Source organism: Capnocytophaga periodontitidis, assembly GCF_016126015.1.
Taxonomy (GTDB): domain Bacteria; phylum Bacteroidota; class Bacteroidia; order Flavobacteriales; family Flavobacteriaceae; genus Capnocytophaga; species Capnocytophaga periodontitidis.
Genome location: NZ_JAEFDB010000008.1, coordinates 1 through 13,969, shown reverse-complemented (window position 1 = coordinate 13,969; position 13,969 = coordinate 1). Strand labels below are relative to the sequence as shown.

At 40.3% G+C, this 13,969-nt stretch carries 13 protein-coding genes; 1 reads left to right on the top strand and 12 read right to left on the bottom strand.

Going from position 1 to position 13,969, the window contains the following annotated elements:
* Positions 1-87: 87 nt before the first annotated feature.
* The 12 genes from I7X29_RS10835 to I7X29_RS10780 form a co-directional block, all read right to left on the bottom strand.
* Positions 88-2,223 carry a prolyl oligopeptidase family serine peptidase gene (locus tag I7X29_RS10835; protein WP_198474642.1) on the bottom strand — a complete coding sequence of 712 codons (2,136 nt, stop codon included), beginning with the start codon at positions 2,221-2,223 and terminating at the stop codon, positions 88-90.
* 374 nt (positions 2,224-2,597) lie between these two features.
* On the bottom strand, positions 2,598-3,995 hold the full coding sequence (locus I7X29_RS10830; protein ID WP_088593340.1) for a di-heme oxidoreductase family protein: 1,398 nt from the start codon (positions 3,993-3,995) through the stop codon (positions 2,598-2,600).
* Between the two features lie 86 nt (positions 3,996-4,081).
* Complete coding sequence (locus tag I7X29_RS10825; RefSeq protein ID WP_088593339.1) at positions 4,082-5,182, bottom strand: imelysin family protein; 1,101 nt, start codon at positions 5,180-5,182, stop codon at positions 4,082-4,084.
* 39 nt (positions 5,183-5,221) lie between these two features.
* Positions 5,222-6,583 carry an autotransporter outer membrane beta-barrel domain-containing protein gene (locus I7X29_RS10820; RefSeq protein WP_198474640.1) on the bottom strand — a complete coding sequence of 454 codons (1,362 nt, stop codon included), beginning with the start codon at positions 6,581-6,583 and terminating at the stop codon, positions 5,222-5,224.
* Between the two features lie 402 nt (positions 6,584-6,985).
* Positions 6,986-7,408: a ribose 5-phosphate isomerase B gene (gene rpiB, locus I7X29_RS10815; protein ID WP_198474638.1), complete on the bottom strand. Its 423-nt coding sequence runs from the start codon at positions 7,406-7,408 to the stop codon at positions 6,986-6,988.
* Between the two features lie 6 nt (positions 7,409-7,414).
* Positions 7,415-8,023 (bottom strand): GAG-binding domain-containing protein, encoded by a 609-nt coding sequence (locus I7X29_RS10810; protein WP_198474637.1) that lies wholly within the window; start codon positions 8,021-8,023, stop codon positions 7,415-7,417.
* A 23-nt stretch (positions 8,024-8,046) separates the two neighbouring features.
* Positions 8,047-9,099, bottom strand: a complete 1,053-nt coding sequence (locus I7X29_RS10805; protein WP_198474635.1) for a DUF4434 domain-containing protein — start codon at positions 9,097-9,099, stop codon at positions 8,047-8,049.
* Between the two features lie 5 nt (positions 9,100-9,104).
* The gene (locus I7X29_RS10800) at positions 9,105-9,881 is read right to left on the bottom strand and encodes a UDP-2,3-diacylglucosamine diphosphatase (protein WP_198474633.1); all 777 of its coding nucleotides are present in this window, start codon (positions 9,879-9,881) and stop codon (positions 9,105-9,107) included.
* A 128-nt stretch (positions 9,882-10,009) separates the two neighbouring features.
* Positions 10,010-11,083: a Fic family protein gene (locus I7X29_RS10795; RefSeq protein ID WP_198474631.1), complete on the bottom strand. Its 1,074-nt coding sequence runs from the start codon at positions 11,081-11,083 to the stop codon at positions 10,010-10,012.
* On the bottom strand, positions 11,083-11,583 hold the full coding sequence (locus I7X29_RS10790) for a hypothetical protein (protein WP_198474628.1): 501 nt from the start codon (positions 11,581-11,583) through the stop codon (positions 11,083-11,085). The genes I7X29_RS10795 and I7X29_RS10790 overlap by 1 nt, the downstream gene beginning before the upstream one ends.
* Positions 11,584-11,606: 23 nt before the next feature.
* Entirely contained in the window at positions 11,607-12,110 is a 504-nt protein-coding gene (locus I7X29_RS10785) for a hypothetical protein (protein ID WP_198474626.1), read from the bottom strand.
* Positions 12,111-12,130: 20 nt separating this feature from the next.
* Positions 12,131-12,577: a 6-pyruvoyl trahydropterin synthase family protein gene (locus I7X29_RS10780; RefSeq protein ID WP_009414239.1), complete on the bottom strand. Its 447-nt coding sequence runs from the start codon at positions 12,575-12,577 to the stop codon at positions 12,131-12,133.
* Between the two features lie 141 nt (positions 12,578-12,718).
* On the opposite strand from I7X29_RS10780, the gene I7X29_RS10775 reads away from it, so the two are divergent.
* A complete protein-coding gene (locus tag I7X29_RS10775) occupies positions 12,719-13,894 on the top strand; it encodes a DUF4595 domain-containing protein (protein WP_198474624.1) in 1,176 nt (391 codons plus the stop codon).
* Positions 13,895-13,969: the final 75 nt, after the last annotated feature.

Genomic DNA, 13,969 nt, shown 5'->3' with positions numbered 1-13,969 from the left:
AATTTAACAATATCTTTACATTTTAAAGGATTAAAGGGCTTCAAATGTAAAAAAAGATTAAAAGAAAAGTTCATTTTTTTGTGTATTTTAGTCTTTTAAATTTAGTTTTTTTACTCCCATATTCCACAAGGTGAAAGCTTGCAAATCGGCGTTTTGTTCAATAGTTTTGCTTACGGGAGTTCCGGCGCCGTGCCCTGCATTAGTTTCTATTCTTATCAAGATAGGGTTGTTGCCTGTTTGTTTAGCTTGGAGTTCGGCGGCGAACTTAAAGCTGTGTGCGGGAACTACTCTATCGTCGTGGTCGCCAGTAGTGATGAGGGTTGCGGGGTAACTGACACCTTTTTTTACATTATGGAGTGGTGAATAGGCTTTTAGGTATTGGAACATTTCTTTGCTATCGTTAGCAGTACCATAGTCGTAAGCCCACCCAGCACCAGCGGTGAAGGTGTGATATCGCAACATATCGAGTACTCCGACGGCGGGCAGGGCAACTTTAAATAAGTCGGGGCGTTGCAACATTGTAGCGCCAACGAGTAGCCCTCCGTTAGATCCTCCTTTGATAGCGAGGTATTGTGGGGAGGTATATTTTTCGTTTACGAGGTACTCGGCGGCGGCTATAAAATCGTCGAAGACGTTTTGTTTTTGCATTTTGGTACCTGCATTGTGCCATTGTTTACCATATTCACCTCCTCCACGCAAATTGGGTACTGCATACACATCACCGAGTTCCATCCATACGGCATTGGCGACGCTGAAGGTTGGCATTAGGCTGATGTTGAATCCGCCGTAACCATATAATAAGGTGGGGTTTTTACCGTTGTGTTTGATTCCTTTTTTATAGGTAATCATCATTGGTATTTTGGTGCCATCTTTAGAGGTGTAGAATACTTGCTTGGATTCGTAGTTATTGGGGTCGAAGGCGATATTGGGTTTCCAATAGAGCTGTGTATCGCCTGTAGCTAAGTCCATTTTGTATATTTGGGTAGGATAGGCGTAATTGGTGAAAGAGAAATAGGTGTGAGTTTCTTGTTTTTTGGCGTGGAAACCAGCGGCTGTACCTATGCTGGGGAGTTTCACATCGCGTACTAACTCACCTTTATAGTTATATTGTTTTATCTGCGAGAGGGCATCGACCATATAGTGTGCGAAGAAATAATGCCCTGTTGCGGTGATACTCAATACGTTTTTGGTTTCGGGGACGACATCTTGCCAATGTTCGGGTTGTGGTTTGGCGGCTTCGGTTTTCACTAATCGTCCGTTAGGGGCATTGAGATTGGTTTCAAAGAATAGGGTTGATCCGTCGTTATCAATGAAATGGGTATCGGCATTGAAATCGTTCGTAATGGTTACTAAAGGGGCTTTAGGGTTTTTGAGGTCTTTTAAGAAGAGTTTGTTACCTGAGGTATTTACTGCCGCTGAGATGATTAGGTAATGGGCATCTAAAGAGACTACTCCTGATACATAGCGATATTTTTCGGCAGGAGTGCCTCCAAAGATGAGGGCATCATTTTTTTGGGGTGTACCGAGTTGGTGGTAGTAGAGTTTATGTTGGTCGGTTTTAGCTGATAGTTCACTTCCTTTGGGTTTATCATAACTGGAGTAGAAGAAGCCTTCGTTGCCTTTCCAAGCAATAGAGCTGAACTTGATATCTATTAAGGTGTCGCCTATTACTTCTTTGGTTTTAGCATTGAGGACGATGCCTTTGCGCCAGTCGCTGCCGCCTTCGGAGATGAGGTAGGCTACTAAAGAGCCATCTTCGGAGAAGGCTACTTCGCCTAAAGAGGTGGTTCCATCGTTTGAGAAGGTATTGGGGTCTAAGAAAACTTCTTCTTTACCGTTTTTATCTTTACGATAGAGCACAGATTGGTTTTGCAATCCGTTGTTCTTATAATAATAGGTGTAGTCGCCTTCGGTGAAGGGTGCGCCTATTTTTTCGTAGTTCCAAAGTTTTTCGAGTTTTTGTTTAATGGTTTGCCTATAGGGGATTTTGGAGAGATAGGCGAAGGTGAAGGTGTTTTGAGTTTTTACCCACTGGGCGGTTTCGGCAGATCGGTCGTCTTCGAGCCAACGGTAGGGGTCGGCGATTTGAGTGCCGAAATAGGTATCGACGGTGTTGTCGGTACGAGTTTGAGGGTAGGTCATTTTTTCGGTGTTAGGGTTGTTAGGGTTTTGATTACAGGCTACTAATAGTAGTAGTGCGGCGGGGAATAGTTTATGGGTCATATCATTAAATATTTTTTGGCAAAGTTATTAAATAGTTTTGTATTAAGCAAATTATTGTTTGTAATGATTTAGGAGTTTTGGGAGAATATTGGAGAATCTCGGAAAATCTTGGAGAATCTCGGAGAATCTCAGAGGGGGGAGGGGGGTAAAATGTTTTTTTGGGGGGCGTTGTGGGTGTTTGTAAATAGTTTTGGGGGGCGTTTGCAAATAAGGGCGTTTGCAAAACGCCCCTACATAACATACTTTAAAAGTGACTGATTATTTGAGGAATCAACTGATAATCAACTTTGGCAAAGTCTAAGGACTTTGCCAAAGTGTAGGGATACAAAGGTGAATTTTAGGGTTTTGGGGTAGCTTCTATTGATTCTGTTTTTCTAAATGCTGTTGAGGAACTCTAAGAGGTCTTCACGTTCTTTTTTGGTGAGTTTTAGGAATATTTTTTTGGATTTTTCACTTTCACCTCCATGCCACAAAATAGCTTCGGTGATGTTTTTAGCACGACCGTCGTGGAGGAAATTGGTGTGCCCACTGGCTATTTCCTGTAAGCCTATTCCCCATAGAGGGCGGGTGCGCCATTCACGTCCGTTGGCTAAGAAGTCGGGGCGGTTGTCGGCGAGAGCGGGTCCCATATCGTGGAGTAGCATATCGGTATAGGGGTAAAAGGTTTGGTTAGCAAGGGCTGGAGTGGGGGCATTGAGGGTGCGTTGTTTTACAGTATGGCATTTGGCACAACCAATGCCCTCAAATATATATGCTCCATAACGCACTGATTTTTTATGGGCATTACGCATAGCAGGTACAGCTAATGTTTGGAGGTAGAACTCGGTAGCATCAACCATTTCCTTGCTCATTTCGGGGTCGTCGTTTTTGCCGTCATCGGAATGAGCTTGCCCTTTACCTATTTCGACGGGATAATAAGGGTTTGTTACTCCTAAATCGCCTGAGAAAGACCCGGCAGCTTCGTCTAAAAGGGTAGCGGTATTGGCTTTCCATCCAAATCGTCCTACCATTCTTTTTTTGTGAACGCCGTCCCACACGTAGTTTATTTTTCCGGAGATGCCGTCGTTGTTTGCATCGTTTACATCTTCTAAGGCTTTGAGATCGGCTTCGGGGATATTTTCTAAGAGTCCTAAGCCATAGATGGGCATACTTGTGCGCGGAGAGATGAGGATGTTAGGAGGTACGGTAGCACTTACGCCATTGAGGGTGTAGTGAGGTACTTTAAGGGTTACTTTAGATCCGTCGCGGAAGGTGACGATAGAATCGGTAAAGCTTACAGCATATTTACCCTCGGGCTGGAAGCCAGTGAGGGCTCGGTTCTGTACTTGGGTTCCGAAACCAGGAACGGGTAAGGGGCCTCCGTGAGCATCGGTACCGGGAAGACTTACGCGCATAAAGAAGCCACGTGAGCGTTCTAAATCAGTAGGAAATGCGGCTCTACCATCGCCAGGGTGGCAGCTGATGCAAGAGTTACTGTTGAAAATAGGTCCTAAACCACCATAGACAGGAGCGGGGTTGGTTACAAAAGTAGTTTCGAAAGCGCGGTCGCCAATGGTGTGTTTATCGTCTTCAGCTTCAGTAAGGTTAGGGGCTGCTACACTATAGGCTAAGCTATTTTCACTAAATATAGTAGTAGCTCCTCCTGCATAGATACGTTCGTTGAGGTCTAATAGGGTGAGCCCTTCATACTCATCGGAATCGGAGCTATCGCTTTTAGAGCAACTCATCAATAGTAGTGTACTAAAGGTAAGTGTGGTTATTATTTTTTTCATTGGAATATTAGTTTTTTTAAACTATGAGGAAAACGGCAATGAGAAAAGTTTCTCTTTGCCGTTTTAAAAATTAGCGGTTGTTTTGATTAACCTTTAGTGATTGCATAGTATTTGTTTACTTCTTTTTCTATAATATCACGTAGTTCAAATACTGTTTGTTGGGCTTTTTTTACAGCGGCATTACCAGCTGCATTTCCTTTGGTGATTGCCTGAGTGAAAGTGCCAGGGATGGCTTCGAGGTTGTCGATAGCTTCTTGTATTTTGTTTTTGAGTTTGGTATCGAGGGCAGTGTCTTTTGCTTTGATGAGGTCGGAAATTCCTTTACCTTGTTTGCCGTTGTATTTGCCTAAATAGATATTTTGAATACTGCGGATGTTATCGGCGAAGTCTTTTTTAGAATTGTTGCTAAAACGAGATTCTTCTTTATCAAATAGAGGGTCACCAGATTCGTTGAAACAGTTGGCTATTTTTTCGGCTGCTACTTCATTGGCTATATGCCATAAGCCTGATGCGATTTCGGAGACAGCATTTGCAGTTGTTTTGTATTTACCGGTACCTTTAGATGCGTTGTAGAAGTCTTCGGCATATTTTTGACCTTTAGTCCATCCATTGAGTACAGCAGCCGTATTGTTTTTCATATCTTCAGCAGCTGCTTTTAGATATTCTTTTTGTCGAGCGGAGAGAGAAGCTGCTGTTGCATTGCCATTTTCACCCCAAATGAGATATTCTATAAGGTGGAATCCACGTGTTTCGGGGTTACTTTTAATTACATCGGCGGTGATAGATGCTGTTCCGTTGATGATATTGTTCATAGCATTAACGTCCACAGGCCAAGTATCCATTGCTTCATCGAGGTCTTCAGGGAGTTTTACGGGGCCATATAGGAAGCCTTCGGATTGTTCCCAAGGGGTACGGGCTGTTTTCCAAGCCTCACGTGCTGCTGTGAGATTGGCATCGGTAGCATTATTTTCTAAAGAGGTAAGTGCGGTAACCATTGCATTGGTTTTGGCATCTAATTCGTGATAAGTAGGGACAATTACATTATTAACAACATCGTTGATTACGGCTTGTTCAGCAGCTACTTGAGCAGCAAGTTTTTGTTGTTCGTCGTCGTTGTTATCGTCTTTGTTACAGCCAATGAAGAAGAGGGCTGCAATTGTACTGAGTGTTAAGATTTTGGATTTCATATAGCTTATTTATTTAGATATTAGTTACTTGTTTAGGAGTTAGAAAGAGAAAGCGATACCAGCAGAGAAAGTGTTTTCTTTCATTTTTCTACCCATATACACGGGGGTTATTTGGGTCATATCGTAGAAATCAGCACCTAAGGTACGCCATTCGTAATGAGCTTTAGCTACTATTTGAGGGGTGATAAACCAGTTGAGACCAGCGGTGAATGCTTTGCGTTCCCATTTAGGACTTCTAATGATGTTTCCTTGTGTTTTTCGCATTGTATCGTAGTACTCATAACGTACAAAAGGATATAGTTTTTGTTGAGTGTTTAGAGTGGGGAAAAGGTGGAGTATATCATAGCCTATTTCGGAAGATACACCCATAGCCTCTTTGCCTACATTGGTACGTTTTACGCCTAAAGTGCTTGACAAGCGACGGTTAGCCGCTGAGATAAGGTCGGAGTTTTGTACGGTTCCCCAAATAAGGGCTGCATTAAAACGCAAAGGGCCTTCGTCGTAAGAAAGGTGAGCTGTGAAGAGGGTTACATAGCCGTTTTTAGTAATATCTTTTTTGGAACGATTGGGGTTAGAGTTACCATAGTAGAATCCAGCGCCTATAAAGGTATGTTTATTTTTTCCGAAGAGATAATCAATTTTACCTGAGTAAGCCCAAGCATCGGCATTAGCCATTTCAAAACGGAGTTGATGACCGCCTTTTACGAAGTTACGGGAGCTGAAGCCAGAAGAGTCGAGTCCGTTAGTAAAAGAGAGTTCGTATTTGAAGTTTTTGAGGAAAGTGCCGTATAATTGTAGTCCGTTTTCATACCATCCTAAGGGGAGGATTTCGTTTTCCATATTAGGTTTATGGGTGGTGAAGTAAGCAGTGGGTCGGTCGAGGGTTTGGGCGAGGTTTAGGTGTAGTTTTACGCGTCCTACACGCACGCCGAGATAGGGGCGGAGATGGAAATCGAGGTACATTTGTTCGAGTTTTACCTCACCCCCAGCTTCAATTTCTTGTTCAAATTCTCCGGCTTCTTCTTGGACGTCGTATTCCATAGTTGCGCCTGTGCCACCGTGTTCAAACTCTACTTCAGAGCGCATACTTATCCAGTCGTTGAAGCGATACCCTATATACAGATTGAGACGCTCGGGGTCTATCTTGTCGCGGATTTGCGAATCGGAGTCGTAAGTACCATAATTGTAATAGTTTACAGCTCCATAGCCGCTAAAAGAAAATTTATCCCAACTGAGGAGTGATTTTTTCTCTTTTTCTTTATCAAGAGAATCTTTTTGTTTTAACTCCTGAAGAATTTCCTGCTTGATTGTTTCCTTCATACTATTATAGTCGGTAACTTCTTGTGATTTTAATAGCATAGGGAAGCTGGAAATCAATGCTATAGCCATTATCTTTTTCATCGAAAACACGTTGTTTAGAATAATTCGATGCAAAAGTATAGTTTATTTATTATACTTCCAAATAATTTATAGATTTTTTTTTTCAAGAAGGTTTTAGAGGGAGTGGAGTTTATAAATAGGGGCGTTTGCATATAAAGGCGTTTGCAAAACGCCCCCTACATAATGTGATCTAAAAGTGATTGATTGTCTAGATAATCAAATGATAATTTAGGAGTTTTGGGAGAATATTGGAGAATTTTGGAGAATCTCGGAGAATCTCGGAGGTGGGAGGACATTGTAAATAAGGGCGTTTGCAAAACGCCCCTACATAATGTGATCTAAAAGTGATTGATTATTTGAGAGATCAACTAATAATCAACTTTGGCAAAGTCCAAGGACTTTGCCAAAGTATTTGATGTGATTTTAAATTTTCTTTACACGGCGTTCATGTCGACCGCCCTCAAATGGGGTGATTAAGAAAGTGTTGGCAATTTCTACTGCTTGCTCAATGGCGGTGAAACGGGCGGGGATGCTGAGTACATTGGCATCGTTATGGGCACGGGCAAGGGCTGAAAGTTCTTTCGTCCAACATACAGCGCAACGCACGTGGGGGTGCTTGTTGGCAGTCATTGCGATGCCGTTGCCACTGCCGCAAATCACGATACCGAGGTCGGCTTTGCCTTCTTCCAAGGCTCGTGCGACAGCGTGACCAAAATCGGGGTAGTCAACACTTTCGGGAGTATCGGTTCCGAAGTTGAGAACTTCAATATTTTTGGTTTTTAAAAAGGCTGTGATAGCGTTCTTGTAATCGACTCCTGCGTGGTCGTTCCCTATGGCTATTTTCATTTTATTTTATTGTTGTGATTTTAATTTGTTTACTATGTCGATGATTTTGTTGTAGTTTGCTACAATTTCTTCATTGGTTGATTTTATAAAGTGCTCATTTCCCTCTTGGGTTGTATATAAACCATCGAAAGTTTTCTCGATAAGCTTTTCTATTTCGGTATTGGTAGGGTATTCCTTGCGATATACCTCAGCTTGGCGCGCCATTAGTTCTATGTGAGCATATACCACTCCGTATTGGTATAAATCTTCATAAGTTTTTTTAGCTAGAGCTACATCGATATTGTTCTTTTTATTGTTATAATTTTGGAGGAGTTCATTTGAGATTCTCTTTCCTTCTGTCCAAGCGTAATCTTGCCCAGCATATTTGTATTTATCCTTAGGATATTGAGGTAATTTTCCGACAGTAGCGAGCAAGGTGTTGTACTCGGCAACGGTTTGATCAATAAGCTCTTTATAGGCACTTACATCGTTCACATCGGTTTTGTAATAGGCGATATTCGCTTTGTGCGGAATAGCCTCTTTTTTTGTGGTTTCGGGGGTGTTATCGTCTTTCTTACACCCTGTGGCAAAGGATATTGCTAATGCAATTACTGTAAAAATAAAATAATGTTTCATATAAAGTTAATTAATACTTACGGTTAAAGTGAGTTTTTATGTTTGATATAGTTTTTGTAAGCTTCTCGGAGGGCATCGGCTTTGGTTTTGTGCGGGCTGTTAGTGCTCATATCATCAAAATACTGAAAAGATACTACTTTACTGACCTTTTTAATAGAAAGGGCTGTCTCTAATTGTTGTTTTACTCTATCGAAAGTGGCAGGCTCAAAAGGATACTCACCATTGGGCGAAGCAAAGGTTTCTAAATCACTCCAAAATACACCTTTATAGTTTTTGTTTTCTTCAAAGAGTCCGCGTTGTGCAGCCTCATAATAGCTTGCAAGGCGCTCAAGGGTTACGTGTTGTGCGCCTACGCCATCTTGCAACATTATAATTTGCAGGTTGCTTTTAGCTAATTCTGCCATAAAGTGTTGCAGTTGCTCAGGTGTGGAAAGTGAGCTATTCCAAAAGGCAGCGATAGACACAGGTTTGTTGTTCAATTGGTGCAAACGGCTGGAAATGCGATCTACAAATTGTTCTCTAAAAAGGCGTACTTTCTCATCGGTATTATAAACATTGGGCTCAGGCTCGTGCGGAATATACCAGCCTTTGAAAGCAGAATGTGTGCCAAACTGTGCTTGTATTTCTTCGGCTATGGCAATGCAATAATTGGCTTGTGTTTGTAGCCACGCTACATCAGTTTGATGATGCCAATAAGTATCGTCAAAATGCAAACCTATATGTATCTCTATTCCTTTTCGCTGAGCTGAAGCCAACACACGTTCAAGGGTGTGTTTGCTTTTGGTAGCAGTGAACGCATTTGCCGAATTGAACCAAGTGATATCGTTGTAAGGATTTTTGAATGCGGTATATTGCACAATAAGGGTATTCATTCCTAAATCTTTGATTTCGGTGAGGAACTCATCCCACTGTGTTTCACTCCAATCGCCTTTGCCAAAGAGCTGCACAAAAGTACCTGTAAGGGTTTTTGGGGTTGTTTGCTGAGGATATACGCAAATTATTTCTTCGTTATTCTCTTTTTTACAAGCTATAAGGCTGAAAGTACAGAGCAGGATAAAGAGAAAGGTTTTTTTCATAGGTGTTATTCTTTTGTAAATTCTCTGATTTTCAATTCACCGGATTGGGGATCAAAAACGGCATAGGTAAAGTAGTGTATCCAGTCACCAGTGTTGATATAGGTACTCCCCTCCCCTACTTTGATGGTCATTGGTAAATGCCGGTGACCAAACAAAAAATAATCGTAATGCTGGGTTTCGAGTTTGCGCTTGCAATATTGTACAAGCCATTCGTTGTCTTCTCCCAAGAAATGTACATCTTCAGCCCCTGAGATGAGTTTGTTTTTCACCGAGAGGTATTGCGCCAATCGCACGCCTATATCGGGGTGTAGCCAGCGGAAAAGCCATTTGCAAAAGGGATTGGTAAAGACTTTTTTCATCCGCTTGTAGCCTTTATCACCAGGTCCTAAGCCATCGCCGTGCCCTATCAAAAAACGTTTGCCTGCACATTCTACTTCTAGCGGGTGATGATATACGGGAATGTTCAACTCGGTTTGGAAATAATCGTCCATCCACAAATCGTGATTGCCTACGAAAAAATAGATAGGAATACCACTGTCGCGCAGTTCCGCCAGCTTTCCCAAAGTACGTACAAAGCCTTTGGGGACAACCGTTTTGTACTCAAACCAAAAGTCGAAAAGGTCGCCGAGGAGGAATATGGCACCTGCATCAGCTTTGATGTTGTCAAGCCATTGCACAAATTTAGCTTCGCGGGGTTTGCTTTCGGCAGCGGTGGGCGCTCCGAGGTGATTATCGGAGGCGAAGTATATCTTTTTATCTTTGGGTAATTCTATAGATAACATTGGTTCTTTAATTTATCATTTATACAAAAAGTCTATTTCGTATAAATGAAGAATATGATATGGCAAAAAATGGCGTTTTTTTGCCACGTTGTGTCATACGTGGAAAAAAATGGCGTTTTTTTGCCACGTTATACTTTTTCTCTTTGGAGTACTTTTATCAAATTTTCGTTGATATAATAGTTTGACTTCCCTACTTTCAACTTACTAAGTAGCCCTATTTCAGCAATCGTATCTAAATAATGCTGAGCAGTACGCCTAACTATATGCAAATCTTCTTGCAAAAACTCTATCTTAGTATAGGGGTTTTTAAAAAGGTTGTTCAGTAAATCCTGACTGTATATCTTGGGTAGCTCACTGCGCAAGCGTTGTTTGGTTTGTTGCATCAGCGTTTTGATGTTTTGTACCATCTCAATAGTTTCAATAGCGGTTATTTCTACTCCTTTGAGTAAATACAAAATAAGCTTTTCCCAATCGCCTTGGGTTCTCACTCCTTGCAAAGCTTTGTAATAATCAGTTTTATGTTGAATGATATACCGACTGAGGTAAAGCACGGGCAGGTCGAGCAATCCTTGTAATATCAAATACAAAATATTGATGATACGCCCTGTACGACCATTGCCGTCATAAAAAGGGTGAATACTCTCAAACTGATAATGGATAATTGCCATTTTAGTAAGTGGGTCAAGCTCTGAAAACTCAGGGTCGTTGATAAACTTTTCGAGATTTGCCATTAAGTTGAGTATCTCGTCTTTATCTTGTGGTGGTGTGTACACTACCTCGTTATGGCTATTGATGAGCTTAGTGCCAGCTTGCGTTCTGAAGCCTGCTTTATTTGCTTCGAGTTGTTCTTGAATGAGCAATATATGCTTGTTGAGCAACAATCGTTCATTGCGCACAATCTCAAAACCCATTTTCAAGCCTTTGGCATAATTTAGTACCTCTTTACTGGCTGGGTTGGTGTCAATCATAATGTTTTCCTTATAGAGGTCGTCGTGAGTGGTAACGATATTTTCAATCTCGCTACTGCTTTTTGCCTCTTGTAAGGAAAGAGTATTGTTGAGGATTTGCTCATTAGGAATTGTTTTTACTACACCTTTCAGTTCAGCTAAATGCCTATGAGAGAGGGTGAGCTGTTTGAGAATTTCTCGGGTTTCAATTTCTGGTGGAGGTGGTAATAAGGGTAATGTAAAATCTGTTTTCATTATCTTAGATTCATCAGTTCGGAGAGGTCTTTTTCTAAAAACTCGGCATCAATATGAAGTTGATAAGATTGGGGGTTGAAATAGATGTTGACATAGCCTTGCACGTTGAGTTTGGCTTGCAATATATCGAGATCTATATTGACAAAATTAATCTCATACACTTCTATAGGGGTAGTACTTCTGTCGAAACAACGCAGTCGTGTGAGTATCATATTTTCTTTAGCTTCATCTTCAGCTAGTATAGCTTGAGTTGCCATTGCTCTATATATTAGTATGGCTTTTCCGAATTTGCTATCGAAAGGAATGTCGTTCATCGCATTGCTATCATAAAAAGCAGGTACCTCTTTCACCTCACAGTCATCGGCAGGAATGCGTTTTTCGCGCCAATATTTGCGAATTTCTTCTATAGAGATTTTTTTTGATTTTCTCTTTTTATTCTTCTTTTTGATAAACCAAAAGAGTACTAATAAAGCTATTGCAATAATGATAATATTTTCCATAGTTTAATGTCTGTTTTGATATATTAACTCCTAATTGATTGACGAATTTCAGAGATTTTTATTAAGATGGAAAGATCTAAACTCAAAAAAGAGGTATCAACATAGTAATTTCCGCGTTTTTCTGGGTCTATAAACACATCTATATAACCTTGTACGTTGAGTTTAGCTCTCACAGTAGCTGCATCATAATCAATAAGTGTTACACGGTAGGCTTTTGCGGGCGAAAAACTTTTGTCGTAACAACTCAACTTTACCAAATTTACATTCTCATCGGCTAACATCTGTTCGTGTAAATGATAGCCTATATGTTCATCTTTAATTTTTTGTAAGTCAAAAGTGGCTCTTTCATTTAATACATCACAATTCTCAGCATCAATACACAAACGTTTCCAATGATCATAGATATATTGACTTTCTTCTAAGCTCTTATTATTGTTAAAACGCTTGCGCAGGATAGCTTTAGCGGCTGCCTCATCTCCACTATCACGAGATACAAACATTTCTTTTAAGAAATCAAACCACCCCATAGCTTTAGTCTTTATTTATTTTATTTATTATCTGATGCAAACCATTCGGCATAGGAACTTTCGGTTTCGCAAAGGCGTACCGAAAAGAGTGCTACTCCAGCGGGCAGTTGGTAGGCAATACGCTGAGCAAAGTCGGTTACGAGATTTTCGCTGGTAGGTTGATAAGGCACGGTAATGATACGATGCCCTTTGGCGCGCAGTTCATCGGCTAAGGCTTTGTGAGGAGAGAGTTCGTTGAAGACCATTGCGTGGTCGAAAGCATCGATAATTTGCTCCTGCACGATACGTTTGAGGTCACCAAAATCGATAACCATACCATTTTTCACGTTGTTAGGATTGTTGATAGGTTCGCCTATCACCGTTACGTAGAGTTTATAGCTGTGCCCGTGCAGGTTTTTGCACTTGCCGTCATAGCCAAAGAGCGCGTGTCCTGCTTCGAAGTCGAATTTTTTAGTAATGCGAATCATAATAATTGACAATTAACAATGACTCATTAACAATTAACAATTGATAATGAATCATTATTTTGGTGCAAATGTAGTGAATAATTAGAGAATTAGCAAAATTATTCGTACATTTGCCCCATATTCTTATAAAAATCAATTCCAATGAAAAAAATTTTATTCAGTATCGCAGCAATGGCAATGCTTGTAGGTTGTGGTAGTAAAGACGATGATACTCCTAATGGCGGTGATGGCAAAGGTGGTAATGGGACTACTACCCCTACTACGCAAAGCGACTACTTGCCTACTAAAAAAGTAAAAACAATTACTTGTAAATCTATCATAGTGGAAATAGACTATACAGGTGGTGCTCCTGCCCCTTCTCTTGGAAGTTCGTTAGAGCCCACTCTCAACGGTCAAAAATTTGTAGCAAAGACTTTGAACTTTGCTTATGAATACGATGAAAAAGGAAGAATCAAAAAGATTACTAGAAAGGAAGAGGGCAAAAGTGATAATGTAAAAACATTTATTTATGGAGATAGTTCTGTGAAAATAACTTTTCCTAATGAAGATACAGGAGGTATAGAAAATCGAGAAGTGGGACTCAACGCTGCTGGTAATATGTTAGGTTTAGGAACTTACGACAGTAACCAACGATTGACAAAAGGTTCTAGAGGTGATTTTGAGTGGACAAATGACAATCTGACTAAGATTAGTGAAAAGAGAAATTGGAGGGGCAAAGTTACCACGGTTGCAAATCAGCTTTCTTATAACAACAACTTGAACAAAAATAAGTTTTTGTTGTACAACTTTGAAGGGGATGCTGTGACTAGTTATGCTCAATATTTCGATTTTCAAATAGGTTGGATACAAGGAGTGGCTCCTAAGAACTTGTTACAAAAAATGGTTTTAACAGAAGATGGCACTGTTTTAAATTATACTTATAACTATACTTATACTTTTGATACTGATGGTTTTGTAAAGACTATCAACGAAACCCGAAATGCAAGAGCTGGTAGTGATACAGGTCTTGGTTATTTTACTGACGCTGATTATTTAACAAAATTAACAACTCTTATCACTAACATTCAAAATGGTACTGAGAAAAACAAAAAATACCAATTGGTAAGTGATAAAAGTGATGAAAAAGTGTTTGATATTATTATCCCTATAAAAGTGGAGAAAGATAAGAATGGTAAAACTATCAACTTAACAGTAAATAAAGTAGCTCGCCACACTTTCAAACTTAAAACTGAAAATGGAGCGCAAGTAGTAGATAATATTCGTGTTGAAATTAGCTATAATAGTGATATGACTACTACTTATCAGTTGAATTACTAATATTCCAATATACAAATAATAAAAAAAGCGACTCGAAAATGAGTCGCTTTTTTGTTGCAAAATTACGAATAAAAA

Bases quoted from the DNA above. Each gene is read 5' to 3' on its own strand.
- I7X29_RS10780 (WP_009414239.1), bottom strand. From the start codon at position 12,577: ATGATTCGCATTACTAAAAAATTCGACTTCGAAGCAGGACACGCGCTC.
- I7X29_RS10790 (WP_198474628.1), bottom strand. From the start codon at position 11,583: ATGGAAAATATTATCATTATTGCAATAGCTTTATTAGTACTCTTTTGG.
- I7X29_RS10825 (WP_088593339.1), bottom strand. From the start codon at position 5,182: ATGAAATCCAAAATCTTAACACTCAGTACAATTGCAGCCCTCTTCTTC.
- I7X29_RS10785 (WP_198474626.1), bottom strand. From the start codon at position 12,110: ATGGGGTGGTTTGATTTCTTAAAAGAAATGTTTGTATCTCGTGATAGT.
- I7X29_RS10835 (WP_198474642.1), bottom strand. From the start codon at position 2,223: ATGACCCATAAACTATTCCCCGCCGCACTACTACTATTAGTAGCCTGT.
- I7X29_RS10805 (WP_198474635.1), bottom strand. From the start codon at position 9,099: ATGAAAAAAACCTTTCTCTTTATCCTGCTCTGTACTTTCAGCCTTATA.
- I7X29_RS10800 (WP_198474633.1), bottom strand. From the start codon at position 9,881: ATGTTATCTATAGAATTACCCAAAGATAAAAAGATATACTTCGCCTCC.
- I7X29_RS10775 (WP_198474624.1), top strand. From the start codon at position 12,719: ATGAAAAAAATTTTATTCAGTATCGCAGCAATGGCAATGCTTGTAGGT.
- I7X29_RS10795 (WP_198474631.1), bottom strand. From the start codon at position 11,083: ATGAAAACAGATTTTACATTACCCTTATTACCACCTCCACCAGAAATT.
- I7X29_RS10810 (WP_198474637.1), bottom strand. From the start codon at position 8,023: ATGAAACATTATTTTATTTTTACAGTAATTGCATTAGCAATATCCTTT.
- I7X29_RS10820 (WP_198474640.1), bottom strand. From the start codon at position 6,583: ATGAAAAAGATAATGGCTATAGCATTGATTTCCAGCTTCCCTATGCTA.
- I7X29_RS10830 (WP_088593340.1), bottom strand. From the start codon at position 3,995: ATGAAAAAAATAATAACCACACTTACCTTTAGTACACTACTATTGATG.
- rpiB (WP_198474638.1), bottom strand. From the start codon at position 7,408: ATGAAAATAGCCATAGGGAACGACCACGCAGGAGTCGATTACAAGAAC.